Here is a 24,449-nt window from a genome sequence, read left to right on the forward strand (position 1 = left end):
ATATATGTTTTGCTTACCCATTCAGCCGGGGAGGCGCAGCGAAGCGCCTGCCGGTAGAAAGGTCGCCTATTTTGCGCCGCTCGGGGCCGTATCGAGATGAACGACAGGATTATCGGCAAAAAGATAACGGTCAGCGTTAAATTCGAAGTCGTCGCTGGTTTCATTGAAGAGCATCTGCTTGGTGTTCTCCAGGTGCTGCCACATGGCGAGCTTCGCGGCGTGGGGATCTTTACGAATCAGCGCCTTAAGAATTTGATCGTGGTCGTCACACCAGTTGTCCACGGTACGCGAATCAATATGATCGTGCAGTTTTTTCCAGTACGGGTTGTGAACGCGCTGAGTCCACATTTTCTCAACGATTGCCGCCAGCGCCGTATTCTGGGTTGCCAGGGCGACCTGAACGTGAAACTGTAGGTCCCACTCGGAATCACGGAAACATTTTTCCTTGCGAGCGTTCTCCTGAATCTCCATCAGCTTCATGATGTCCTGCTTGGTCACCTGCGTGGCGGCAAATTCGGCAATATTGCTTTCGATCAGCTGGCGAGCCTGGAGCAGCTCAAACGGACCGTAGCTGGCGAATTCAAGACTTTCATCCGCCACCGGAGAGTGTTTAGGCTGATTAGAAATAACGTGAATGCCGGAACCTTTGCGTACCTCAACGTAGCCTTCCACTTCCAGCATGATAATCGCTTCGCGCACCACGGTTCGGCTTACGCTTTTTTCATCCGCGATAAAGCGCTCGGCGGGAAGTTTATCACCGACAAGATAGACCCCTTGCTCGATGCGATCTTTCAGCTCGGCAGCAAGTTGTTGATATAAACGACGTGGTTCGGTGATTTCCATATGCGCTCCAGGCAGGGTACGGCAGATGATTTGTTATACCACTTTCACGGAATACTCTCCAGATTTTGCCATTAAAAAAGCCGCCCGGGGGCGGCTTCGGTGAAACGCATTTTCGCTAACTCTGCGTAGCCGGTCGCCCGAGAGACTCTTTCGCCAGCTCCTCTGCGGATTTGCTTTTCAGCACCGTCCAGATCACCACCGCGCCCAGCAGGTCGAAAATAGCCAGCACGGCGAACAGCGGGCTGAAGCCGATGGTATCCGCCAGCGCGCCGACAACCAGCGCAAACATCGTACTCGCGGTCCAGGCGGCCATCCCGGTCAGGCCGTTGGCGGTGGCCACTTCGTTGCGACCGAAGACGTCAGAGGAAAGCGTAATCAGCGCGCCGGACAGGGACTGGTGCGCAAATCCACCGATGCACAGCAGCGCGATAGCGACGTAGGGGCTGGTGAACAGACCAATCATGCCCGGGCCAATCATCAGCAGGGCGCCCATGGTCACCACCATCTTACGGGAAACAATCAGGTTCACCCCAAACCAGCGCTGGAACAGCGGTGGCAGGTAGCCGCCTACAATACAGCCGAGGTCAGCGAACAGCATCGGCATCCAGGCGAACATCGCGATCTCTTTCAGGTTAAAGCCGTAGACTTTAAACATAAACAGTGGGATCCACGCGTTGAAGGTGCCCCAGGCCGGTTCAGCCAGGAAGCGCGGCAGGGCGATACCCCAGAACTGACGGGTGCCCAGGATCTGCCAGACGGACATCTTCTTGCCATTGTTGGTCTGATGCTGCGCTTCCTGACCACCAATAATGTATTCGCGTTCTTCCTCGGAGAGTTTTTTCTGATCGCGCGGGTGTTTATAGAAAACCAGCCACGCCATTGCCCAGGCAAAGCTCAGCACGCCAGAGATAATGAATGCCATCTGCCAGCTGTGCATCACGATGGCCCACACCACCAGCGGCGGCGCAATCATTGCGCCGATGGACGAGCCCACGTTAAAGTAGCCCACCGCGATGGAACGCTCTTTTGCCGGGAACCACTCAGAGCTGGCTTTCAGCCCCGCCGGGATCATTGCGGCTTCTGCCGCACCGACCGCGCCACGGGCCAGCGCCAGACCGCCCCAGCTGCCTGCCAGTGCGGTTGCACCGCAGAATACCGCCCAGGCGATGGCGAAGAAGGCATAGCCGATCTTGGTACCCAGAATATCGAGAACATACCCAGCAACAGGCTGCATGACGGTGTAAGCGGCAGAATAGGCCGCGATGATGTAAGAGTATTGCTGCGTGGAGATATGCAGCTCTTCCATCAACGTTGGCGCCGCGGCTGCCACGGTGTTACGTGTCAGGTAGCCCAGCACGGTGCCCAGCGTCACCAGTGCGATCATATACCAACGTAACCCTTTAATTTTACGCATCTAAAACCTCATCGTTATGTTATTTCCGCGCCAGAGCACGGCAACCTCTCAACCGTTGCCGGGAGCAGTTGTGTAACGGGAGGGGCGTAGCCGGGAGAATGTCCCGGAACGGCCCGAACCTTGCCATAAGTAAGCGTGCATAAGTCGGTATCCGTACCGTTAAATCCGATGTGTCTCACACCGGTAACGCATTCCGTCGGCTTAGTGTTTGCGACGGCGAAACGATAACTTGTCATACAACTTTAAAAGGTGAGTGACATCACAAATGTATGATTCTTTGTAGGGACATTAATCGCTGCGCGCAAAGCCAGCAATGGCGCGGCCTGTAGAAGGGTTTACCCCATTGAGGGTAATTTATTTGTTAGCGTTTATTGATCTCACTCACGAAAAAAGCTTCGGTGGGTGGAAATTGGTGTGATAACTTTGCAGCATATGAACATACGCTTTCTGACGCTCTCGTAATGAGGAAGACGATAATGACGCCGTTTATGACCGACGATTTTCTGTTAGATACCGAATTTGCCCGCCGCCTGTACCACGACTACGCTAAAGACCAGCCGATTTTCGACTACCACTGCCACTTACCGCCGCAGCAGGTTGCCGAAAATTACCGTTTCAAAAACCTGTATGATATCTGGCTGAAGGGTGACCACTATAAATGGCGCGCAATGCGCACCAACGGCGTGGCTGAGCGACTGTGTACCGGCGACGCGACCGATCGCGAGAAGTTTGACGCCTGGGCGGCGACCGTGCCGCACACCATCGGTAACCCGCTATACCACTGGACGCACCTCGAACTACGCCGTCCGTTTGGCATCACCGGCAAGCTGCTTTCTCCCGCTACGGCGGATGAGATCTGGGACCAGTGCAATGCGCTGCTGGCGCAGGATAACTTCTCCGCGCGCGGCATCATGAAGCAGATGAACGTGAAGATGGTGGGCACCACCGACGATCCGATTGACTCCCTGGAGCATCATGCCGTTGTCGCCAAAGACACCTCTTTTGACATTAAAGTGCTGCCAAGCTGGCGCCCGGACAAAGCCTTCAACATCGAACAGGCCACCTTCACCGACTACATGGCGAAGCTGGCGGAAGTGTCCGATACCGACATCCGTCGTTTCGCCGATCTGCAAACCGCGCTGACCAAACGTCTGGACCACTTCGCGGCGCACGGCTGTAAAGTCTCTGACCACGCGCTGGACGTGGTGCTGTTCGCGGAATCCAACGAAGCTGAACTGGACAGCATCCTGGCGCGTCGCCTCTCCGGTGAATCGCTTAGCCAGCATGAAGTAGCGCAGTTCAAAACGGCGGTGCTGGTGTTCCTCGGTGCGGAATACGCCCGTCGCGGCTGGGTACAGCAGTACCACATCGGCGCGCTGCGCAATAACAACCAGCGCCAGTTCAAACTGCTGGGCGCGGACGTGGGCTTTGACTCCATCAACGACCGCCCGCTGGCGGAAGAGCTGTCAAAACTGCTGAGCAAACAGAACGAGCAAAACCTGCTGCCGAAAACCATTCTCTACTGCCTGAACCCGCGCGATAACGAAGTGCTGGGCACCATGGTGGGCAACTTCCAGGGCGAAGGTATGCCGGGCAAGATGCAGTTCGGATCCGGCTGGTGGTTCAACGATCAGAAAGACGGCATGGAGCGTCAGATGACGCAGCTGGCGCAGCTCGGTCTGTTAAGCCGCTTCGTGGGTATGCTGACCGACAGCCGCAGCTTCCTGTCCTATACCCGTCATGAATATTTCCGCCGCATTCTGTGCCAGATGATTGGCCGCTGGGTGCATGCGGGTGAAGCGCCAGCGGATCTCCAGCTGCTGGGCGACATGGTGAAAAACATCTGCTTTAACAATGCGCGTGACTACTTCGCCATTGAACTGAACTAAGGCCGTCTGAGGTTGATATGCAATACATCAAAATCCATTCGCTGGATAACGTGGCCGTCGCGCTGGCAGATTTAACCGAAGGCACGGAAGTGGCCTTCGATAACCAGTCGGTCACGTTGCGCCAGGCCATTGGACGTGGACACAAGTTTGCCCTGATCCCCATTGCAAAAGGGGAGAACGTGGTGAAGTACGGTTTGCCCATCGGCCATGCGCTGGCGGATATTGCGCCGGGTGAATATATTCATTCCCACAATACCCGCACCAATCTCAGCGATCTGGACGAGTACAGCTATCAGCCTGAACTACCGAAGGCAGGCGTGCAGGCGGGGGATCGTGAGGTGCAAATCTACCGTCGCGCAAACGGTGATGTGGGGATCCGCAACGAGCTGTGGATCCTGCCGACCGTCGGCTGCGTGAACGGCATTGCGCGTCAGATCCAGACCCGCTTTCTGAAGGAGACCCACGATGCCGAGGGCATCGACGGGGTACATCTGTTCAGCCACACCTACGGCTGCTCCCAGTTGGGTGACGACCACATCAACACCCGCACCATGCTGCAAAACATGGTGCGCCACCCGAATGCGGGCGCGGTGCTGGTGATCGGCCTCGGCTGCGAGAACAACCAGGTCGACGCCTTCCGCGAGACGCTGGGGGAATTCGACCCTGAGCGCGTTCACTTCATGGTGTGCCAGCATCAGGACGACGAAGTGGAAGCGGGCGTTGAGGAGCTGCATCAGCTGTATGAGGTGATGCGCCACGACAGGCGCGAGCCGGGCAGGCTGAGCGAGCTGAAGTTTGGTCTGGAGTGCGGCGGGTCTGACGGTCTTTCCGGCATTACCGCCAACCCGATGCTGGGCCGCTTCTCGGATTACGTGATTGCCAACGGCGGCACCACGGTGCTGACCGAAGTGCCGGAGATGTTTGGTGCGGAGCGCATTCTGATGAGCCACTGCCGTGACGAAGAGACGTTTGAGAAGACCGTCACCATGGTGAACGACTTCAAACAGTACTTTATCGCCCACAATCAGCCCATTTACGAGAACCCGTCGCCGGGAAACAAGGCGGGCGGAATCACCACGCTGGAGGAGAAATCCCTCGGCTGCACCCAGAAAGCGGGGGCCAGCCAGGTGGTGGACGTTCTGCGCTACGGTGAACGCCTGAAAACCCACGGCCTGAACCTGCTGAGCGCACCGGGCAACGATGCGGTCGCCACCAGCGCGCTGGCGGGGGCGGGTTGTCACATGGTGTTGTTCAGCACCGGTCGCGGTACGCCGTACGGCGGTTTTGTGCCGACGGTCAAAATCGCCACCAACAGCGAGCTGGCGGCGAAGAAAAAGCACTGGATCGATTTCGACGCAGGCCAGCTGATCCACGGCAAAGCGATGCCGCAGCTGCTGACGGAGTTCGTGGATACTATCGTGGAGTTTGCTAACGGCAGGCAGACCTGTAACGAGAAGAACGACTTCCGCGAGCTGGCGATCTTTAAGAGTGGTGTGACGCTTTAAGTGTTTTGTCGGGTGGCGCTAGCGCTTACCCGACCTACTGAACTTTAATCGGTGCGGCCTGATGCGCTCACCCTGACCCTCTCCCTGTGGGAGAAGGTACAAACACTAAAAACGGCAACCTCAGGGTTGCCGTTTTGCTGTTAACCTCGCAGCGCGTTCTTCGCTAAACGCGCGTCTTCCGCCTGACAGGCCGCTGCGGTGAACAGCACGTCTGTAGAGGAGTTCAGTGCAGTTTCGCAGGAGTCCTGCAGCACGCCGATGATGAAGCCGACGGCCACAACCTGCATGGCGATCTCGTTCGGGATGCCGAACATATTGCACGCCAGCGGGATCAGCAGCAGCGAACCGCCCGCCACGCCGGATGCGCCACAGGCACACAGCGACGCCACCACGCTCAGCAGCAGCGCCGTTGGCAGATCCACAGGAATACCCAGCGTTTGCACGGCCGCCAGGGTCAGCACGGTGATGGTGATCGCCGCACCCGCCATGTTCACGGTCGCACCCAGCGGGATCGACACGGAATAGGTATCGCGGTCCAGGTTCAGCTTCTCCGCCAGCGCCATGTTAACCGGAATGTTTGCCGCCGAGCTGCGGGTGAAGAAGGCGTATACGCCGCTCTCGCGCAGGCAGGTGAGCACCAGCGGATACGGGTTACGGCGGATCTGCCAGAACACCAGCAGCGGGTTGATCACCAGCGCCACCAGCAGCATACAGCCGACCAGCACCATCAGCAGCTGCGCGTAGCCCCACAGCGCGTCAAAGCCGGTTGTGGCCAGGGTAGACGACACCAGGCCGAAGATACCGATGGGCGCAAAGCGAATCACGACCTTAACGATAAAGGTCACGGCGTTGGACATGTCGTTGACCAGGTTTTTCGTCGTTTCGTTGCCGTGACGCAGGGCGAAGCCCAGGCCGATCGCCCACACCAGGATGCCAATGTAGTTGGCATTCAGCAGGGCATCAATGGGGTTCGTAACCATGCTCATCAGCAGGCCGCGCAGCACTTCCACAATGCCTGAAGGCGGCGTGACGTCGCCCGCCGCAGAGGTCAGATGTAGCGTGGAGGGGAAGAGGAAGCTAAAGACCACTGCGGTCAGCGCAGCAGAAAACGTGCCCAGAAGATATAAAAAGAGAATCGGGCGAATGTTGGTTTTTTGTCCGTGTTGGTGATTGGCGATAGAAGCCATGACCAGCATCAGTACCAGCACCGGCGCAACGGCCTTCAGCGCGCCCACGAAAAGCGTTCCGAGAAGCCCCGTCGCTTCCGCGGCAGGTTTTGACACCAGCGCCAGCAGAATACCCAGAACCAGACCTACCAGGATTTGTTTAACCAGGCTACCCTGCGTCAGACGCGCAAGCAGGCCCTTAGATTGTGTGCTCATACTAAATTCCTAAGTGAAATTGTGTTCCATCCTGGATGTGCTCTCAGTCACATTTATTTCAGGATGTAAATATTTGTTTGCCTGGTTGAGTATCAAGGAAAGCGGGGAAAGGCGGAAGAGTAAAATGCTGGATTTTACGTGTCACATCATATTTTTTAACTATTGAGTCACAAAAGTGTGTTAACCCTCTCCCCTTTGAGGAGAGGGTTAGGGTGAGGGGATTACTCCGCCTGCTGCTTTTTATCGTGCTGGCGGTTAACCCAGGTATTGATAACCAGCGTCACCAGCAGAATGCCGAACACCACGCCAAGCGAAATGGCGATCGGGATGTGGTAGAAATCCACGATCAGCATCTTGATACCGATAAACACCAGGATCACCGACAGACCGTACTTCAGCATCGAGAATCGCTCTGCCGCGCCTGCCAGCAGGAAGTACATCGCACGCAGGCCGAGGATCGCAAACAGGTTAGAGGTCAGCACGATGAATGGATCAGTCGTCACTGCGAAGATTGCCGGGATGCTGTCTACCGCGAAAATCACGTCGCTCAGCTCGACCAGAATCAGCACCAGCAGCAGCGGGGTAGCAAACAGCAGGCCGTTCTTACGCACGAAGAAGTGCTCGCTCTCGATCTTGTCCGTCATGCGCAGATGACCACGGATCCACTTCACCAGCGGCTTATCACCGATACCGGTATCGTCTTCTTTCGCCAGCGCCATTTTGACCCCGGTAAACAGCAGGAACGCGCCGAACACGTACAGCAGCCATTCGAACTGGGTAATTAGCCAGCTGCCGGCGAAGATCATGATGGTACGCAGGACAATGGCACCCAGCACGCCGTAGACCAGCACGCGGCGCTGCAGGGCTGCAGGCACAGCAAAGTAGCTGAACAGCATCAGCCAGACGAAGACGTTATCAACCGCCAGGGCTTTTTCAATCAGATAACCGGTGAGGAAGGCGAGCGCCTGAGGATCGGCCACCGCACGGCCTTCAGTCGAGGCCAGATACCACCAGAAGGCGGCGCAAAAGAGGAGCGAGAGGGTAACCCAGACCAGCGACCAGACGGCGGCCTGCTTAACGCTCATGCCGTGCTCGCCGCGACGACCCTGCAAAAAGAGGTCGATCGCCAGCATGATGAGCACGACAACCGCGAATCCGCCCCACAGCATTGGAGTGCCGACAGAATGCATACTATTTTCCTTACACGTAAAAAACAAAAACGGCCATGGTCAGAAGACGATAGCCGTTAGCTTTTTATGCATAGACCTCGCCTTCCGGCAAGGTCTCACTTACAACCACGAAGGTTGCCCGGCGACCGGATGCATATTTAACGCATCGTAATGACGATCCACCGGCGAAGAAGTTACTCCCCTTTGCAGGTAACAAAATATGTCAGACCATCGGTTTCGTCAATGGCCTGCGCCGTTTCATTACACAGCTTTACGCGATCGCTTCCGCGCCTATGCCGTCTGCCGGGAACACCACGCCGGTCTGGCGGCGGATCTCGGTTTGCAGCTTCGCCGTGGTGCGGCTTACCGCAAGGCCTGGGTGATTCACTTCGTTGTCTTCCACCAGACGGGCGAAGACCTCTGCCTCATAGAGCATAGTGTTAATATGCTGAGGCTGCGTCAGTTCCTGCGCTTTGCCGCCGCGCGGCACGAAGCTCACCTTCTGGCATTCGGAGATCTTCTCGATGACCAGCGACCCGGCTTCGCCCTGAATTTCGCTCGGCAACACGGAATCGCTCACCTTGGAGTGCTGCAGCGTGACGCTGAAATCACCGTAATCCAGCACCACCAAACCGTGTGCATCCACGCCGCTCTCCAGCAGGCTGGCGGTGGCCGTAACGCCGTGCGGCTCACCCCACAGCGCTACGGCAGAGGCCAGGCAGTAAAAACCGATATCCATAATCGAGCCGTTTGAGAAGGCCGGGTTAAAGGTATTCGGATTCTCGCCGTCCAGATAGCGCTGATAGCGCGACGAATACTGGCAGTAGTTGATAAAGGCTTTGCGCACTTTGCCAATTTTCGGCAGGGACTGCTGCAGCAGAAGGAAATTCGGCAGGCTGGCGGTTTTGAACGCTTCGAACAGCACCACCTGGTTTTCGCGGGCAAGCGCAATGGCCGCTTCCACTTCCTCAATATTCGAGGCCAGCGGCTTCTCGCAAATTACGTGCTTTTTGTGGCCGAGAAACAGCGCCGTTTGCGGGAAGTGCAGGGAGTTCGGGCTGGCGATATAGACCGCGTCAATGGCGTCGCTTTGCGCCATTTCATCCAGGGAGGTGAAGAGATGCTCGACGAGGTAGTCGTTAGCAAAGCTCTGCGCCTGCTCAAGGCTGCGGGAATAGACTGCGGTGAGTTTAAGTTTGCCGGTTTCGTGGGCGGCGTCGACGAACTGGCGCGTGATCCAGTTCGTTCCAATGACTGCGAAACGTATCATAAACGTTTACGTACTCCGTAGCGGGGAACCTTTAGCCACTGTAGCACGGGATTATTGCAAAACCAGTGCGCTATTCCGCATTACCATTTAACGATAAATGCGTAAGCCACAGGCGGGTATCAAACTCCAGCTGGTGATACTGCGGCTCCATGTGGCAGCACAGGGAATAGAACGCTTTGTCGTGCTCTTTCTCTTTCAGGTGCGCCAGCTCATGCACCACGATCATCCGCAGAAAGGCTTCCGGCGCGTTACGGAAAACCGTCGCCACGCGGATCTCCGCCTTAGCCTTCAGCTTGCCGCCCTGTACGCGGGAGATGGCGGTGTGCAGGCCGAGCGCATTTTTCAGCACGTGGATCTTGTTGTCGTACATCACCTTGTTGATCGGCGGCGCGCTCTTCAGATACCGGCTTTTCAGATCCTGCGTATACTGCCAGAGCGCCTTATCGGTCGCGAAATCGTGCGTGCCGGGATAGCGTTTTTCCAGCACCGCGCCGAGCTTCTGCTCGGCAATCAGGCTGCGAACCTGAGTCAGTAAATGCTCCGGGTAGCCCTGGAGATAAGTAAGTTGGTTCATCAAAAGCCCAAATTAATGCGAAAACGGGTATACTCACGCACCCTTTTCAGGGATACGCCAAATTTTACCATTCAGGAGGGCCGATGAGCCACTTAGACAACGGTTTCCGTTCACTCAACCTTAAACGTTTCCCGGAAACGGACGACGTTAACCCGCTTCAGGCGTGGGAAGCGGCGGATGAATATCTGCTGCAGCAGTTGGATGAGACTGAAATCCGCGGCCCGGTTCTGATCCTGAATGACGCGTTTGGTGCCCTGGGCTGCGCCCTGGCAGAGCACACGCCTTACAGCATTGGCGATTCCTACCTGAGCGAACTGGCGACGCGTGAAAACCTGCGCCATAACGACATCGACGAGTCCAGCGTGAAGTTCCTCGACAGCACCGCGGACTACCCGCAGGCGCCGGGCGTGGTATTGATCAAGGTGCCAAAAACCATGGCGTTGCTGGAGCAGCAGCTGCGCGCGCTGCGTAAAGTCGTCACGCCGGAAACCCGCATCATTGCGGGTGCCAAAGCGCGCGATATTCACACCTCAACGCTGGAGCTGTTCGAGAAAGTGCTCGGCCCGACCACTACCACGCTTGCCTGGAAAAAAGCGCGCCTGATCAACTGCACCTTCAGCGCACCGGAGCTGGCCGACGCGCCGGAGACGCTGAGCTGGAAACTGGAAGGCACCGACTGGACCATCCATAACCATGCGAACGTTTTCTCCCGCACCGGGCTGGATATTGGGGCGCGTTTCTTTATGGAGCACCTGCCGGAAAACCTGGAAGGGGAGATTGTCGATCTGGGCTGCGGCAATGGCGTGATTGGCCTGACGCTGCTGGCGAAGAATCCGGAAGCCAGCGTGGTGTTCAGCGACGAGTCGCCGATGGCGGTGGCCTCCAGCCGTCTGAACGTAGAAACCAACATGCCGGAAGCGGTGGATCGCTGCGAATTTATGATCAACAACGCGCTCTCCGGCGTTGAGCCTTTCCGCTTCAACGCCGTGTTCTGCAACCCGCCGTTCCACCAGAAGCACGCCCTGACGGATAACGTCGCGTGGGAGATGTTCCACCACGCGCGCCGCTGCCTGAAAATCAACGGCGAGCTGTATATCGTGGCGAACCGCCACCTGGACTACTTCCACAAGCTGAAGAAGATTTTCGGCAACTGCGTCACCATTGCGACCAATAACAAGTTTGTGGTGCTGAAAGCGGTGAAGCTGGGGCGTCGTCGCTAAATAACCAGTGCAAGCTGGGTGCCCTGCGCAATCGCCCGCCGCGCATCCAGCTCCATCGCCACGTCGCACCCGCCGATCAAATGCACCGTTTTACCCGCTTCGCGCAGCGGATCGGCCAGATCGCGCTTTGGCTCCTGTCCGGCGCACAAAATCACATGATCCACGCGCAGCAGCTGCGGTTCACCACCGATCAGCACATGCAGCCCATCGTCGTCGATCTTCTGGTAGCTCACCGCCGGGATCATCTTCACTCCGCGCGAGAGCAGGGTGGCGCGGTGGATCCAGCCCGTGGTTTTGCCCAGCCCTTCACCCGGCTTGCTGGCCTTACGCTGGAGCATCACGATCTGGCGCGGGCTTTTCGGCAGCTGCGGCCCTTCCGGCCGTAATCCGCCGGACTGGCTCAGGCTGGTATCAATGCCCCATTCTACGCAAAACTCGGCGATGTTCTGGCTGGTGGCCTCGCCCGGCTGGCTTAAATACATCGCGGTATCAAAGCCGATCCCGCCGCAGCCGATAATCGCCACCTTCTCGCCAACGGGCGCTTTGTCACGCAATACGTCCAGATAGCTCAACACCTTCGGATGATCGATACCCTCGATTGCAGGCGTGCGCGGTGCGATCCCGCTCGCGAGGATCACCTCGTCGAAACCGATCAGATCCGCCGCGCTGACAAGCTGGTTAAGCCGCAGATCAACACCCGTCAGATCGATCATCCGGCGGTAGTAGCGCAGGGTTTCATAGAACTCCTCTTTGCCGGGGATCTGTTTGGCGATATTAAACTGCCCGCCAATTTCACCGGCGGCATCAAACAGCGTCACGCTGTGCCCGCGCGAGGCGGCATTCACCGCAAACGCCAGCCCAGCGGGGCCAGCGCCCACCACGGCCAGGCGTTTTTTATTGACCGTTGCAACCACCGGCATTTTGGTTTCATGGCAGGCGCGGGGGTTCACCAGGCATGAGGTGACTTTGCCGGCGAAGATCTGATCCAGACAGGCCTGGTTACAGCCGATGCAGGTGTTGATCTCATCCGCACGGCCGCTTTGCGCTTTGGAGAGCAGTTCGGCATCCGCGAGGAACGGACGCGCCATCGAGACCATATCGGCGTCGCCGCGGGAGATCACATCGTCCGCCACCTGCGGGTCGTTAATGCGGTTAGTGGTGACCAGCGGAACGGAGACTTTGCCTTTCAGCTTGCGCGTTACCCAGCTGAACGCCGCGCGCGGCACCGGCGTGGCGATGGTCGGGATGCGCGCTTCGTGCCAGCCAATCCCGGTGTTGATGATGGTGGCACCTGCGGCTTCAATCGCCTGCGCCAGCTGCACGGTTTCGTCGAAGGTGCCGCCGCCCTCCACCAGGTCGAGCATCGACAGGCGGAAGATAATAATAAAGTCCGCGCCCGCACGTTCGCGCACCGCGCGCACCACCTCCACGGCAAAGCGCATCCGACGGGCATAGTCGCCGCCCCATTCGTCGTCGCGCTGGTTGGTGCGGGCGGCGAGGAATTCGTTAATCAGATAGCCTTCAGAGCCCATCACCTCCACGCCGTCGTAGCCCGCCTCACGCGCCAGCGCGGCGCAGCGGGCAAAATCGTCGATCAGCGCCAGGATCTCGTCGTGGCTGAGGGCGTGAGGGGTAAAGCGGTTAATCGGCGCCTGAATAGCCGATGGCGCAACCAGCTTTGGCTGATAGCTGTAGCGCCCGGTATGCAGAATTTGCAGGGCGATTTTGCCGCCTTCGTTATGCACCGCGTCCGTGACAATGCGGTGATGCGGCAGCTGTGTCGCATCATTCAGGACTGCGCCGCCCTCCATCGTCACGCCTGAAGGGGCAGGGGCTACGCCGCCGGTGACAATCAGCGCCACCCCGTGGCGGGCGCGTTCGGCATAGAAGGCTGCCAGGCGCTCGGCTCCGTCCGGGCGCTCTTCCAGCCCGGTGTGCATCGAGCCCATCAACACGCGGTTTTTAAGGGTGGTAAACCCCAGATCGAGGGGAGCGAATAGCGACGGGTAGCGGCTCATAGTCTCTTCCAGTGTAAAATTATTGTTATGTGGTCGGATGAGTTACTAATTTAGCCAGCGGCAGCAGAAAGGTAAAAGCGGGATCGAATGATTGTGATAGATCTCAAAGAACTTCCCCGGTGGCGCTACGCTTACCGGGGCTACAAAACCCCAGGACGGATAAGCGCAGCGCCATCCGGCGTTATTTACGGCGTCGCTGCCCGCGCTAACCCCGGCGCCTGCCACATCGACGTGGTCAGCCCGCTGTCCACCAGCCCGAGCTGATCCGCGTACACCGCCTGCCACTTCTCCATCATGCTGTCGTATAGCTCCCGGTGCTGCGGGTTTGGCGTAAACTCGCGGCTCCACTTCACCAGACGCTCGCCCGTCGAGGCCATATCCGCAAACATCCCCGCACCCGTTCCGGCGGCAATGGCGCAGCCGAGCGCCGTTGCCTCTTTGACTTCCGGCACGCGCACCGGCAGGCCGGTGACGTCGCTTAAAATCTGGCTCCACAGGGCGCCCTTTGCGCCGCCGCCCGCAAACACCAGGCTATCAAACGTCACGCCGGAGAAGCGCGAAATCTGCGTCAGGTTACAGGCCGAGACGATTGCCGCGTTCTCCTCCAGGGCGCGGAACAGCGTCGCTTTGTTGCACTTTTCCGGGTCGATGGAGAGGTTAATAAACGACGGCGCAGCGTGGTACCACTGCTTAAAATGCATCGCGTCGGAGAAGATTGGCATTACGCCGTGGGAGCCAGCGGGTACGCGGCCCGCCATCTCTTCCAGCAGGGAATAGGTGTCCATCCCCATCCGCTCGGCAATCAGCTTCTCTTCGGCGCAAAAGGCGTCGCGGAACCAGCGCATGGTCAGCCCGGTAAAGAAGCTGATCGACTCCGCCTGTGCCATGCCGGGGATAACGTGCGGGTTCACGCGGATGTTCATCTCAGGGTCGGTGCGCACCTGCGGCAGGTTAACCACCTGCTGCCAGAAGGTGCCGCCCAGCACCGCCGTTTGTCCGGCGCGGACCACGCCCAGCCCCAGGCAGCCCAGCTGCACGTCGCCGCCGCCCATCACTACCGGCGTGCCCTCGCGTAAACCGCTCTGCTGTGCGGCTTCTTTCGTGATGGCCCCCAGCACGGTGCCGGTCTCTTTTACCGGCGAGAGAATATCGGCGCGCAGCCCGGCCATGTCGAGCAGCGCCGGACGCCAGTCGCGTGAAAAGAGATCCAGCATGCCGGTGGTGCCCGCGTTAGACGGATCGACCGCCAGCTCGCCGGAGAGCTTTGCCGCCAGCCAGTCGCTGATCATGGTGATGGTCGCGGCCTTGCGGTAGATGTCCGGACGGTGATGCGCCAGCCAGAGCAGGCGCGGCATGGCGCTAAGGGCAAGCGTCTGGCCGGAAACGTCATACACTTCGGATTCAAAACGGTAGTCGTGGATCTCTTTGAGTTCAGCCACCTCGCGGCTGGCGCGGGCGTCGACGTTGGCGCAGGCCCAGATGGCCTCGCCGCTGCGGTCGTACAGCACGATCCCTTCGCGCATCGAACAGCAGGCGACGGACTGAATATCCGCCGCGCTCAGGCGCGCGCGCTCCAGCGCCTGCTGAATGCACCGGCAGGCCAGCTGCCAGTTGGTGTCGAGATCGAACTCCATCGACCCCGGCACGTTCTCCACGCTCAGGTGCTTCCACTCGGCCTGGCCGACGGCAATCTGGTTGCCCTGTAAATCGAAAATCACGGCGCGAACGCTGCCTGTCCCTGCATCTAACGCTAAAAGGTAACTCATGAGCTTGCCTCGCTGTTAGCGCAGGGCGACTCTTATTCGGCCAGAGCCAGCACCGCGCGGGCTGTCGTCTCTTCCGTCACCAGGCCATTAATATGGCGACCTTTCAGTGCGGCATAAATCGCATCGGCTTTCTCTTCCCCTCCGGCTACGCCGACGATGGTGGGCAGTTGCGCCAGTTCATCGAGCGTGACGCCCAGCAGTTCTTTGTGGATCTCCAGCTCCTCGACGCATTCCCCTTCGGCGTTAAGGAAATAACCGAGGATATCGCCCACCGCCCCTTTACGGGCGTACATCAGCTGTTCACCTTCGCTGATATAGCCGGAGCGCAGTATCGTCGCGTCACGGCGCTGGTTCACGGAACCAATGCCGACCACCGCCACGTCAGCGGCGGTCGCGGCGAGGATCACGTCCCGCACGCTGGTTTCGCGCTTTAAGATCCCGGCGACTTCAGCGGATGAAACGCGAAGCGGGGCGGGGATCATGCTGACGCTACAGGCCGCATCCAGCTGGCCGATACCGGTCATATACGGTCCCACGCCGCCGGAAAGCGTCACCAGGCGGATCTGCTGCGAGCTGATAAAGCCGCTTAAGTGTTGCAGGCTGCTCATGGTGGTTTCACCGAACCCCACCGCCAGCAGCTGGCCGGGCTCCAGCACGCCCATCAGCGACTGCGCCGCGCCAATGCCCAGCCGCACGTTCATCGGCGGGGTATTTAGGGCAGGCATCACGCGCACCAGCTTCAGGCCAAAGCGCTGCTGTAGCTCGGTTTCCAGCGACAGGCAGCCCTCGTAGCGGGAGTTGATCTGCACGCGGATCACCCCGGACTGACGGCCTTTCTCCAGCAGGCGGGAGATCTTCAGGCGCGGCAGCCCGAGGCGTTCGCCGATATCATTCTGGGTCAGCCCGTCGTGGTAGTAGCACCAGGCGACACGCGCCACCAGCTCCTCTTCCGCCAGCGCCAGTCCGGCAAACCGTCCTTCTTCCGCAGTGCGTTTATCGCTCATAATTGAACTCTTATAAAAATTTAGATCATATGTTCGTAATGGCGCGGCGTGAAAATGTGAGCCACGCGGCAAAACGGATCATTTAGATCGTTTCTGGTTAATCTGAATCTCAATCGATAAAACTGTGATCCCTGCACGGTTGTAAATATAGTTCACCGTCTACGCTTTTGAACATTATTAAATCTAAAAATCATTTGTTCAATAGCGGAGCGATGATGACACCACTTCTCAACGCGCGAAATATCAGCAAGCAGTTCTCAGGCGTGCCGGTCTTAAAAGGCATTGATTTCACGCTGCTTGCGGGGCAGGTGCACGCGCTGATGGGCGGTAACGGCGCGGGAAAATCGACGCTGATGAAGATCATCGCTGGGGTGGAAACGCCGGATAGCGGTGAACTTTCGGTTGCGGGCGAGTCTTTTGCACGGCTTACCCCGGCGCAGGCGCACCGGTTAGGCATTTATCTGGTGCCGCAGGAGCCTCTGCTTTTCCCCAACCTGACCGTGCGGGAAAACATCCTGTTCCGCCTGCCGCGCGAGCGCGATCGGGAAAAGCGGCTGGCGGAGAAACTCCAGCAGCTGCAATGTCAGCTTAATCTCGACGCAACGGCCAGCACCCTGGAAGTGGCGGACCAGCAGATGGTTGAGATCCTGCGCGGGCTGATGCGCAACGCCAGAATTCTGATCCTCGACGAGCCCACGGCCTCGCTGACGCCCGGCGAAACCGAACGGCTGTTTCGCCAGATCCGCGCCTTACAGGCGCTCGGCGTCGGGATTGTCTTTATCTCGCATAAGCTGCCGGAAATCCGCACGCTGTCGAGCCACGTTTCGGTGATGCGCGACGGCACGGTGGTGCTCAGCGGCGAAACCGCCCAGTTTGACGACAGCGCCCTGATCGCCGCCATGACGCCGGTCAGCCGCGAGAAAGGCTTAAGCGATGCGCAAAAGCTGTGGCTGGCGCTGCCGGGAAACCGCCGCACCCAGCCGCAGGATTTTCCGGTGCTGCGCGTGGAAGATCTCACCGGAGAGGGCTTTATCGATCTCAGCCTGGAGATTTACGCCGGGGAGATCGTCGGCCTTGCCGGACTGGTCGGATCCGGGCGCACCGAGTTTGCCGAAACGCTTTACGGCCTGCGTCCCGTACGCGGCGGGCGGGTGTGGCTGGAGAGCCGGGAGATCACCTCCGATCCGGTGGGTTCACGTCTGGAAAAAGGGCTGGTTTATCTGCCGGAAGACAGGCAGGTGTCCGGCCTGTTTCTCGACGCGCCTGTCCGCTGGAACACGGTGGCGCTGAACGAGCCGTCGCTCTGGCAGCAGCGAAAGCGGGAGTCTGCGGTGGTGGAGCGCTATCACCGGGCGCTGGGGATCAAGCTCAATCATGCGGATCAAACCGTGCGCACGCTCTCCGGCGGCAACCAGCAGAAGGTGCTGCTGGCGCGCTGTCTGGAGGCCAATCCTTTATTGCTGATCGTCGATGAGCCGACGCGCGGCGTGGACGTGTCGGCGCGTGCCGATATCTACCAGCTCATCAAAAGCGTGGCGGCGCAGAACGTGGCGGTGCTGATGATCTCAAGCGATCTCGATGAGTTTCCCGGCCTCGCGGACCGCGTGCTGGTGATGCATCAGGGCGTACTCAGCGGCGAGCTGCCGCGCCACGCCGTCAGCCTCGATCGGATGATGGCGCTGGCGTTTGGAGGACAATCATGAAGATCTTACTCAAAAACCGCGAGCTGAGCGCGTTTCTTGCCATTCTGGCGCTGTTCGCCGTGCTGGTGGCGCTGAATCCGTCCTACTTCAGCCTGCAAACGCTGGGGATGATCTTCGCCAGCGCGCAGATCCTGATCCTGCTGGCCATCGGCGCGGCGCTGGTGATGCTGACCCGCAATATCGACGTTTCCGTGGGGTCTACCGTCGGGCTGTCCGCCATCGCCGTCGGCGTGGCGCTCAACGGTGGCTATAGCCTGCCGGTATCGATACTTTTTGCGCTGTCGATTGGCGCGCTGGCCGGGGCGTTCAACGGGTTGCTGGTGGTGGGGCTGCGCATTCCGGCGATTGTCGCCACCCTCGGCACGCTGGGGCTGTATCGCGGGGCGATGCTGCTCTGGACGGGCGGAAAGTGGATTGAGGGGTTGCCGCCGGGGCTGAAATCCCTCTCTGAACCCGCCGCCATCGGCATTTCACCGCTCGGCGTGGGAGTGTTGATTCTCGTTGTCGTTGGCGCGTGGGGGCTATCGCGCACCGCGTTCGGGCGTGATTTCTACGCCGTGGGGGATAACCTCGCCGCCGCGCGTCAGCTGGGCGTGGCGGTGAACCGCACCCGCATGATCGCCTTCACCCTCAACGGCGTGCTGGCGGCCTGCGCCGGGATTGTTTTTGCCGCGCAGATTGGCTTTGTGCCCAACCAGACCGGCAGCGGGCTGGAGATGAAGGCCATCGCCGCCTGTGTGCTCGGCGGTATTTCGCTGCTGGGCGGCACCGGCACGCTGGTCGGTGCGTTCCTCGGCGCGTTTTTCCTTACTCAAATCGACACCGTGCTGGTGCTGTTCAGGCTACCGGCGTGGTGGAACGACTTTATTGCCGGGCTGGTGCTGCTGGGCGTGCTGGTGCTCGACGGGCGGCTGCGCCAGGCGCTGGCGCGTCATCAGCGGGCGCTCAAGTACGGTCGCTTCCAGCCGGGCAACCGAGGGGGAAAGCACGTCACCCCCTTTACCAAACGCAACAAAGAGGTGGCGTAAATGAGGCTCAACTGGGAAAGCGCGCTACTGATATTGCTGGTGCTGGAGATCCTGCTCTTCGGCGCCATTAACCCGCGCATGCTCGACGTTAACATGTTGCTGTTCAGCACCAGCGATTTCATCTGCATCGGCATCGTGGCGCTGCCGCTGACGCTGGTGATTATCAGTGGCGGGATCGACATTTCGCTGGGCTCCACCATCGGCCTGTGCGCGATTGCGCTGGGGGTGATGATGCAGGCGGGGTGGCCCATGACGATCGCCGTTCCGCTGACGCTGCTGCTTGGCCTGCTGTGTGGGCTGGTGAATGCGGCGCTGATCCACTACACCGGCATTAGCCCTTTAGTCATTACCCTCGGCACGCTCTACCTCTACGGCGGCGGCGCGCTGCTGCTCTCCGGTATGGCAGGGGCGACGGGCTACGAGGGCATCGGCGGCTTCCCAGACAGCTTTACCGCGTTCGCTAACCTCACGGTGCTGGGGCTGCCGATCCCGCTGGTGCTGTTCGCGGTGATTACAGCCTTTTTCTGGCTGATTACCCATCGCGGGCGCTTTGGCCGCCATCTGTTTTTAATCGGCCAGAATCCGCGCGCGGCGCGCTATGCGGCGCTGTCGGTGAACGGCATGCCCTACGCGCTGTACGGTCTGGTCGGCGTGGCGTCGGCGGTGGCAGCGCTGGTGATGGTCTCCTATTTCGGCTCTGCGCGTTCGGATCTGGGGCGCGATTTGCTGATGCCCGCGCTCACCGCCGCCGTACTCGGCGGGGCAAATATTTACGGCGGTTCAGGATCGGTGCTAGGTACGGCGCTTGCGGCGCTGCTGGTGGGGTATCTCCAGCAGGGATTACAGATGGTCGGCATCCCCAACCAGGTGTCGAGCGCGCTGTCTGGGGCGCTGCTGGTTGTGGTGGTGATGGGACGTTCGCTAAGTCTGCACCGCGAATGGGTGCGATCTCTCTTCAGAAAACTATCCGGAGCGTAAGATGAAAACAAAACTGCTCGTCCTGGCAATGGCCCTCAGCTTCGCTTCGGCGCAAGCGGCGGACCGCATTGCCTTTATCCCCAAGCTGGTGGGCGTGGGTTTCTTCACCAGCGGCGGCAACGGCGCGAAAGAGGCGGGGAAAGATCTTGGCGTGGACGTGACCTACGACGGCCCGACAGAGCCGAGCGTTTCCGGCCAGGTGCAGCTCATCAATAACTTCGTCAACCAGGGCTATAACGCCATTATCGTCTCCGCCGTGTCGCCGGACGGCCTCTGCCCGGCGCTGAAGCGCGCGATGCAGCGCGGCGTGAAGGTGCTGACCTGGGATTCCGACACCAAACCGGAGTGCCGCAGCATTTATATCAACCAGGGGACGCCGGAACAGCTCGGCGGCCTGCTGGTGGAGATGGCGGGCAAACAGGTCACCAAGCCGAATGCCAAAGTGGCGTTCTTCTACTCCAGCCCCACCGTCACCGACCAGAACCAGTGGGTGAAAGAAGCGAAGGCCAAAATCGAGAAAGATCACCCCCAGTGGCAGGTCGTGACCACCCAGTTTGGCTATAACGACGCCACCAAATCTCTGCAGACCGCCGAGGGGATCTTAAAAGCGTATCCGGATCTGGACGCGATCATCGCGCCGGACGCCAACGCCCTGCCGGCGGCGGCGCAGGCGGCGGAAAACCTGAAGCGGGAAGGGGTGGCGATTGTCGGCTTCAGCACGCCGAACGTCATGCGTCCATACGTTGAGCGCGGGACGGTGAAAGCCTTCGGCCTGTGGGATGTCGTACAACAGGGCAAAATTGCGGTCAATGTCGCCGATCGTCTGCTGAAAAAGGGCGATCTTAACCCTGGCGACAGCGTGGACGTAAAAGGTATCGGCGCGCTGAAGGTGGAGCCGAACAGCGTGCAGGGCTATCAGTATGAGGCGAAGGGCAACGGCATCGTGCTGCTGCCGGAGCGGGTGGTGTTCACCAAAGAAAACATCAGCAAATACGATTTCTGACGGGGGAGCAAATGGCTGATTTAGACGACATCAAAGACGGCAAGGATTTTGGCATTGGCACGCCGCAGCAGAATGTGCCGTTCACGCTGAAGGGCTGCGGGTCGCTGGACTGGGGCATGCAGTCCCGCCTGGCGCGCATCTTTAACCCGCAGAGCAACCGCACGGTGATGCTGGCCTTTGACCACGGCTACTTTCAGGGGCCGACCACCGGCCTTGAGCGTATCGATCTCTCCATTGCGCCGCTGTTCGGTGAAACCGACGTGCTGATGTGTACCCGCGGCATTCTCAGGAGCCAGGTGCCCGCCGCGACAAACAAACCGGTGGTGCTGCGCGCCTCCGGCGGTAACTCCATTCTGGGGGAACTCTCGAACGAGTGCGTGGCGGTGGCGATGGAGGATGCCCTGCGCCTGAACGTCTGCGCGGTGGCGGCGCAGGTGTATATCGGAAGCGAGTTTGAGCATCAGTCTATCAACAACATCATCAAGCTTGTCGATGCAGGGGCACGCTACGGCATGCCAACGCTGGCGGTAACGGGCGTCGGCAAGGAGATGGCCCGCGACGCGCGCTACTTCTCGCTCGCCAGCCGCATCGCCGCCGAAATGGGGGCGCAGTTCGTCAAAACCTACTACGTGGACGAGGGCTTTGAAAAAGTGACCGCCAGCTGCCCGGTGCCTATTGTGATCGCCGGGGGCAAAAAGCTGCCGGAGCTCGAGGCGCTGGAGATGTGCTGGCGGGCGATTGATCAGGGGGCGTCCGGCGTGGACATGGGACGCAATATCTTCCAGTCCAGCGCGCCGCTCGCCATGCTGAAAGCGGTGAAAAAAGTGGTTCACGAGAACGTGAGCGCCCGGGAGGCGTTCCAGTTCTGGCAGGAAGAGAAACAGGGAGAAGCAAAATGAACGTGACGCTGGTTGAGATTAACATCAAGCCCGAGCGGGTGGACGAGTTTCTGGAGGTGTTTCGCGCCAACCACGAGGGGGCCATCAGGGAGCCGGGAAACCTGCGCTTTGACGTGTTGCAGGACCCGAGGGTGAAAACCCGGTTCTTTATCTACGAGGCCTACAAAGACGAAGCGGCGGTGCTGGCGCATAAGCAAACCCCGCACTATCTGGCGTGCGTGGACAAGCTTGAGGAGCTGATGTCGGAGCCGCGTAAGAAACGCAGTTTTGTGGGGCTGTTGCCGGAGTAATTCGATGCCCGATGACGCACTCATGCGCGTCATCGGGCATCCTGGCTTATCCTTTGGCTTTCTGGATCGCCATGATTAATGCATCGGAAGAGACGTTTCCTGACATCACGCTAATGCGCTGAATGACCGGATCTTTTTCCTGAGGTAAAACCACAAACGCCGGCGCGTTGGCAAAACCGATCTGCTTCACGAGCTTCACATTGTCCTGTAACACTTTGTTTGCCGACCCGGCCGAAGGCAATTTTTTAAAGATAAAACGGATATCCGGGTTGGCATGGATAAGCGTTTCTGTGACGTTGCAGTTCACGCATTGCTCATCCACAAAAGACACCACGGCGACTTTTGCGTTGGCGGGCCCGACAACAGGATCGCCGCCAGCAAGCAGCTGCTCGCGATGGAGGATGACATTTTGCACCATGGCCTGTTGCTGCGCTATCTCCTGACGCTGGCGAAGGCTTTCCCCTGCCGCAACTAAAAATTCAGGATGTTCAGCGAGATAGGTAGAGACAATTTCACCCATTTTTTCAGGATGGGCGGCGAAATACGCTTCGGCGGCTTTTCCTGTTTGTTCAATCTGCTGTGGCGTCGCTTGCTCTGCCAGCGCTGCGGCTGAGAAAGTCAGGGTCGCAGCCAGCAGAAGCGAAAGGCGATGAAGGGAGGTTGAAACTTCCATTGATGTTATTCCGTAAAAGAGAGAGACGGGACTAGGACGCCAGAGCCTGTGTACGAACAGGCATAATGCGTCCATAGTCATTAATCGCTTGCCAGCGCACCTGGCATACCCCTGGGTCTGGACAACCCTCGAGCTCTCGCTCGCTAAAAGGGGCGACAAGGCCGCCATCAGCGATGCGCTTACCGCCGAGGCTAAGCTGATAAAGCGTGATGTAGTAAGGCGTCGGATTATTCACAACGACGTTATTTTTGTTTCGTGACCAGCGTAAGGCCTGATAAGCATCATCAGGATTGCCGGTGAGCCCGGTGGGCCGATAAAAAAGTTTAAAGCGTGAACGTACCGCCGTTTGCACACCCGTGGTGTGCGGATTAGCGGAAGGGATCGCCGCAACGTTTAACGTGAACAGCGTTTCCCGGTTCTCGGGTAACTTTCCTCCCGTAAATATCAGCCGAATCGTGTTTTCGCGTTGCGGACGCAATGAGAACAGCTGCGGCGTGGCCACAAATGCGGATTGAACCCCGTGTGGGGCATCCGCCCCAGTCCACAGGCCACCCGGCTCGACTTTGGTGTAGATCAGATACGATTCGTCAGAAGGGTTACGCACGGAAAAGCTGATCGATTTTTCACGTTCCGGATAGACAAACCGCGTTCCGCCGATCACCACGCCAGCTTGCGCCTGAAGCATGATGGTGGAGAGAAAAAAGAGAAGCAGGATCTTCGCCGGATAAACACACTTACGCATAATTGAGAATAAAGGTTGTCGTCGCATTTGCCGTTCCCGTGGTGACCTTGTTTGCGGTGGCAACATAGCGGGCGTAAAACTGGAGAGTCGCGTCGCTTTGATTAGGAATAATCATCGTCTTCTGGCTTTTACTTCCCATAGAGATGAGCGACTTGTCCTGGTTGTAAATTCCTACGCCGATACCGGTTGCGTAGCCTTCACCGCCGATGAGCGTCAGTAAATCCGGGTTTGCTGTATCGGGTGTGCCGTCAAAGGTAATACTTACTGAGCCTTCTGTTCCGGCACAGTTTTCCACATTAATAGCAAACGGATGATAATCAGCGCCCATACCTGACTGGGTGAAATATTTACTTTGCACGCTGTCCATTGTGACGGTCAGGTTCTGAGAATCAGGCGCGATACTGCACGTCTTTTTATGGATCACGCCAGTGATATAAATTGTACCGTCGTGCGCCAGTGTACGCGCTGAAAAAAATGGCACCAGAAAAAGCGCGGTGAATATTATTGTGAAAAACTTTTTCATTTCCGCATCCTACTGATAGAGCAGATCAAAATACATGATGGCCGTAGCATTCCCTGTCGTAACCTCGGGCAGGGTCGATTTGTACCGTAAATTAAACGTCAGGCTATTATCTCCCTGCTTTAAGGGATAAATTTCGGATTCCGTATTATTTATTTTAATCGGATTCATTCCGGCATTGAGAAGCTCCACGCCAATGCCCGTCGCCATTTCGCCAGCCGTTCCTTTACCCGTGTCGCTGAGCGCCAGCAGGTCCGAGTTATTGGTATCCGGCATACCGCTGAACCAGATTTTTGTCCCCTGAATGGCGCGTGAACAATTTTTAAGATCGATCGTGAACGCTTTTTCCGGCGTCGTTGTTCCGGTTGCGGGAAATTCAGATATATCGAATGCGCCTAAATCAACCGTTTGTTCTTTACTGTTCACCTCAACTTCACACGATTCGCCGATAATTGTGCCGTATATCTGGAGGTTAACTGTAAAACCCTCATCGGCGTACGTTGTTGCTATGCCAGAGAATAGCGTCGCCAGGGCGACAAAATACAAGACTCTCATTTTT

At 58.5% G+C, this 24,449-nt stretch carries 22 protein-coding genes; 9 read left to right on the forward strand and 13 right to left on the reverse strand.

Features of this window, described 5'->3' with window-relative positions; all coding sequences use genetic code 11:
- Nucleotides 1-66: 66 nt before the first annotated feature.
- A complete protein-coding gene (gene exuR, locus IM313_RS03545) occupies nucleotides 67-843 on the reverse strand; it encodes a transcriptional regulator ExuR (RefSeq protein ID WP_028014506.1) in 777 nt (258 codons plus the stop codon).
- A 115-nt stretch (nucleotides 844-958) separates the two neighbouring features.
- A complete protein-coding gene (locus IM313_RS03550; RefSeq protein WP_059357219.1) occupies nucleotides 959-2,257 on the reverse strand; it encodes an MFS transporter in 1,299 nt (432 codons plus the stop codon).
- A 476-nt stretch (nucleotides 2,258-2,733) separates the two neighbouring features.
- On the opposite strand from IM313_RS03550, the gene uxaC reads away from it, so the two are divergent.
- A complete protein-coding gene (gene uxaC, locus IM313_RS03555; RefSeq protein WP_192971916.1) occupies nucleotides 2,734-4,146 on the forward strand; it encodes a glucuronate isomerase in 1,413 nt (470 codons plus the stop codon).
- Nucleotides 4,147-4,163: 17 nt separating this feature from the next.
- Entirely contained in the window at nucleotides 4,164-5,651 is a 1,488-nt protein-coding gene (locus tag IM313_RS03560) for a UxaA family hydrolase (protein WP_028014503.1), read from the forward strand.
- Nucleotides 5,652-5,791: 140 nt separating this feature from the next.
- On the opposite strand, the gene sstT is transcribed toward IM313_RS03560, so the two are convergent.
- From sstT to IM313_RS03580, 4 genes are all read right to left on the reverse strand, one after another.
- Entirely contained in the window at nucleotides 5,792-7,033 is a 1,242-nt protein-coding gene (gene sstT, locus IM313_RS03565) for a serine/threonine transporter SstT (protein WP_041907970.1), read from the reverse strand.
- Nucleotides 7,034-7,254: 221 nt separating this feature from the next.
- Entirely contained in the window at nucleotides 7,255-8,223 is a 969-nt protein-coding gene (locus tag IM313_RS03570; protein ID WP_047367080.1) for a TerC family protein, read from the reverse strand.
- 250 nt (nucleotides 8,224-8,473) lie between these two features.
- Entirely contained in the window at nucleotides 8,474-9,472 is a 999-nt protein-coding gene (locus IM313_RS03575; RefSeq protein ID WP_028014500.1) for a Gfo/Idh/MocA family protein, read from the reverse strand.
- A gap of 70 nt (nucleotides 9,473-9,542) precedes the next feature.
- Entirely contained in the window at nucleotides 9,543-10,046 is a 504-nt protein-coding gene (locus IM313_RS03580) for a YgjP-like metallopeptidase domain-containing protein (protein WP_023333531.1), read from the reverse strand.
- Nucleotides 10,047-10,129: 83 nt separating this feature from the next.
- Between IM313_RS03580 and rlmG the strand changes: the two genes are divergently transcribed.
- The gene (gene rlmG / locus IM313_RS03585) at nucleotides 10,130-11,266 is read left to right on the forward strand and encodes a 23S rRNA (guanine(1835)-N(2))-methyltransferase RlmG (protein WP_028014499.1); all 1,137 of its coding nucleotides are present in this window, start codon (nucleotides 10,130-10,132) and stop codon (nucleotides 11,264-11,266) included.
- Here rlmG and IM313_RS03590 read toward each other — a convergent pair.
- The 3 genes from IM313_RS03590 to lsrR all read right to left on the reverse strand — a co-directional run bounded on the left by IM313_RS03590 (nucleotide 11,263) and on the right by lsrR (nucleotide 16,054).
- Complete coding sequence (locus IM313_RS03590; RefSeq protein WP_049000040.1) at nucleotides 11,263-13,284, reverse strand: NADPH-dependent 2,4-dienoyl-CoA reductase; 2,022 nt, start codon at nucleotides 13,282-13,284, stop codon at nucleotides 11,263-11,265. The two genes, rlmG and IM313_RS03590, sit on opposite strands and share 4 nt — an antisense overlap.
- Nucleotides 13,285-13,469: 185 nt before the next feature.
- Nucleotides 13,470-15,050, reverse strand: a complete 1,581-nt coding sequence (gene lsrK, locus IM313_RS03595; RefSeq protein WP_049000037.1) for an autoinducer-2 kinase — start codon at nucleotides 15,048-15,050, stop codon at nucleotides 13,470-13,472.
- Between the two features lie 32 nt (nucleotides 15,051-15,082).
- The gene (gene lsrR / locus IM313_RS03600; RefSeq protein WP_192971915.1) at nucleotides 15,083-16,054 is read right to left on the reverse strand and encodes a transcriptional regulator LsrR; all 972 of its coding nucleotides are present in this window, start codon (nucleotides 16,052-16,054) and stop codon (nucleotides 15,083-15,085) included.
- A gap of 215 nt (nucleotides 16,055-16,269) precedes the next feature.
- Here lsrR and lsrA point away from each other — a divergent pair, with 215 nt between their 5' ends.
- From lsrA to lsrG, 6 genes are read left to right on the forward strand one after another with little or no spacing between them, the layout of a single operon-like run.
- Complete coding sequence (gene lsrA, locus IM313_RS03605) at nucleotides 16,270-17,757, forward strand: autoinducer 2 ABC transporter ATP-binding protein LsrA (RefSeq protein ID WP_192971925.1); 1,488 nt, start codon at nucleotides 16,270-16,272, stop codon at nucleotides 17,755-17,757.
- Nucleotides 17,754-18,785 (forward strand): autoinducer 2 ABC transporter permease LsrC, encoded by a 1,032-nt coding sequence (gene lsrC, locus IM313_RS03610; RefSeq protein WP_192971914.1) that lies wholly within the window; start codon nucleotides 17,754-17,756, stop codon nucleotides 18,783-18,785. Before lsrA ends, lsrC begins: the two co-directional genes overlap by 4 nt.
- Entirely contained in the window at nucleotides 18,786-19,763 is a 978-nt protein-coding gene (gene lsrD, locus IM313_RS03615) for an autoinducer 2 ABC transporter permease LsrD (protein ID WP_126327101.1), read from the forward strand. It begins immediately after the preceding gene.
- Nucleotide 19,764: 1 nt separating this feature from the next.
- On the forward strand, nucleotides 19,765-20,766 hold the full coding sequence (gene lsrB, locus IM313_RS03620) for an autoinducer 2 ABC transporter substrate-binding protein LsrB (protein WP_045260120.1): 1,002 nt from the start codon (nucleotides 19,765-19,767) through the stop codon (nucleotides 20,764-20,766).
- 11 nt (nucleotides 20,767-20,777) lie between these two features.
- Nucleotides 20,778-21,665 (forward strand): 3-hydroxy-5-phosphonooxypentane-2,4-dione thiolase, encoded by an 888-nt coding sequence (lsrF, locus tag IM313_RS03625; RefSeq protein ID WP_028014491.1) that lies wholly within the window; start codon nucleotides 20,778-20,780, stop codon nucleotides 21,663-21,665.
- Nucleotides 21,662-21,955 (forward strand): (4S)-4-hydroxy-5-phosphonooxypentane-2,3-dione isomerase, encoded by a 294-nt coding sequence (gene lsrG, locus IM313_RS03630; RefSeq protein ID WP_028014490.1) that lies wholly within the window; start codon nucleotides 21,662-21,664, stop codon nucleotides 21,953-21,955. Before lsrF ends, lsrG begins: the two co-directional genes overlap by 4 nt.
- Nucleotides 21,956-22,001: 46 nt before the next feature.
- Here lsrG and IM313_RS03635 read toward each other — a convergent pair whose 3' ends face one another.
- Genes IM313_RS03635 through IM313_RS03650 form a run of 4 tightly spaced genes read right to left on the reverse strand, consistent with a single transcriptional unit; the run spans nucleotide 22,002 to nucleotide 24,445 of the window.
- Nucleotides 22,002-22,628 carry a hypothetical protein gene (locus IM313_RS03635; RefSeq protein ID WP_192971913.1) on the reverse strand — a complete coding sequence of 209 codons (627 nt, stop codon included), beginning with the start codon at nucleotides 22,626-22,628 and terminating at the stop codon, nucleotides 22,002-22,004.
- 31 nt (nucleotides 22,629-22,659) lie between these two features.
- The gene (locus IM313_RS03640; RefSeq protein ID WP_028014488.1) at nucleotides 22,660-23,397 is read right to left on the reverse strand and encodes a molecular chaperone; all 738 of its coding nucleotides are present in this window, start codon (nucleotides 23,395-23,397) and stop codon (nucleotides 22,660-22,662) included.
- Complete coding sequence (locus tag IM313_RS03645) at nucleotides 23,363-23,893, reverse strand: fimbrial protein (RefSeq protein ID WP_028014487.1); 531 nt, start codon at nucleotides 23,891-23,893, stop codon at nucleotides 23,363-23,365. The genes IM313_RS03640 and IM313_RS03645 overlap by 35 nt, the downstream gene beginning before the upstream one ends.
- A gap of 9 nt (nucleotides 23,894-23,902) precedes the next feature.
- Nucleotides 23,903-24,445: a fimbrial protein gene (locus tag IM313_RS03650; RefSeq protein ID WP_049000026.1), complete on the reverse strand. Its 543-nt coding sequence runs from the start codon at nucleotides 24,443-24,445 to the stop codon at nucleotides 23,903-23,905.
- Between the last annotated feature and the right edge of the window lie 4 nt (nucleotides 24,446-24,449).

This window comes from Enterobacter cloacae complex sp. P2B, assembly GCF_014895985.1.
Lineage (GTDB): Bacteria > Pseudomonadota > Gammaproteobacteria > Enterobacterales > Enterobacteriaceae > Enterobacter > Enterobacter bugandensis.

Coding starts and splice junctions, on each gene's coding strand:
- lsrB (WP_045260120.1), top strand. CDS start 19,765: ATGAAAACAAAACTGCTCGTCCTGGCAATGGCCCTCAGCTTCGCTTCG.
- uxaC (WP_192971916.1), top strand. CDS start 2,734: ATGACGCCGTTTATGACCGACGATTTTCTGTTAGATACCGAATTTGCC.
- lsrC (WP_192971914.1), top strand. CDS start 17,754: ATGAAGATCTTACTCAAAAACCGCGAGCTGAGCGCGTTTCTTGCCATT.
- rlmG (WP_028014499.1), top strand. CDS start 10,130: ATGAGCCACTTAGACAACGGTTTCCGTTCACTCAACCTTAAACGTTTC.
- lsrK (WP_049000037.1), bottom strand. CDS start 15,050: ATGAGTTACCTTTTAGCGTTAGATGCAGGGACAGGCAGCGTTCGCGCC.
- IM313_RS03550 (WP_059357219.1), bottom strand. CDS start 2,257: ATGCGTAAAATTAAAGGGTTACGTTGGTATATGATCGCACTGGTGACG.
- lsrA (WP_192971925.1), top strand. CDS start 16,270: ATGACACCACTTCTCAACGCGCGAAATATCAGCAAGCAGTTCTCAGGC.
- lsrD (WP_126327101.1), top strand. CDS start 18,786: ATGAGGCTCAACTGGGAAAGCGCGCTACTGATATTGCTGGTGCTGGAG.
- IM313_RS03560 (WP_028014503.1), top strand. CDS start 4,164: ATGCAATACATCAAAATCCATTCGCTGGATAACGTGGCCGTCGCGCTG.
- IM313_RS03645 (WP_028014487.1), bottom strand. CDS start 23,893: ATGAAAAAGTTTTTCACAATAATATTCACCGCGCTTTTTCTGGTGCCA.
- IM313_RS03570 (WP_047367080.1), bottom strand. CDS start 8,223: ATGCATTCTGTCGGCACTCCAATGCTGTGGGGCGGATTCGCGGTTGTC.
- IM313_RS03575 (WP_028014500.1), bottom strand. CDS start 9,472: ATGATACGTTTCGCAGTCATTGGAACGAACTGGATCACGCGCCAGTTC.
- exuR (WP_028014506.1), bottom strand. CDS start 843: ATGGAAATCACCGAACCACGTCGTTTATATCAACAACTTGCTGCCGAG.
- IM313_RS03635 (WP_192971913.1), bottom strand. CDS start 22,628: ATGGAAGTTTCAACCTCCCTTCATCGCCTTTCGCTTCTGCTGGCTGCG.
- lsrR (WP_192971915.1), bottom strand. CDS start 16,054: ATGAGCGATAAACGCACTGCGGAAGAAGGACGGTTTGCCGGACTGGCG.
- IM313_RS03640 (WP_028014488.1), bottom strand. CDS start 23,397: ATGCGACGACAACCTTTATTCTCAATTATGCGTAAGTGTGTTTATCCG.
- lsrF (WP_028014491.1), top strand. CDS start 20,778: ATGGCTGATTTAGACGACATCAAAGACGGCAAGGATTTTGGCATTGGC.
- lsrG (WP_028014490.1), top strand. CDS start 21,662: ATGAACGTGACGCTGGTTGAGATTAACATCAAGCCCGAGCGGGTGGAC.
- IM313_RS03650 (WP_049000026.1), bottom strand. CDS start 24,445: ATGAGAGTCTTGTATTTTGTCGCCCTGGCGACGCTATTCTCTGGCATA.
- sstT (WP_041907970.1), bottom strand. CDS start 7,033: ATGAGCACACAATCTAAGGGCCTGCTTGCGCGTCTGACGCAGGGTAGC.
- IM313_RS03580 (WP_023333531.1), bottom strand. CDS start 10,046: ATGAACCAACTTACTTATCTCCAGGGCTACCCGGAGCATTTACTGACT.
- IM313_RS03590 (WP_049000040.1), bottom strand. CDS start 13,284: ATGAGCCGCTACCCGTCGCTATTCGCTCCCCTCGATCTGGGGTTTACC.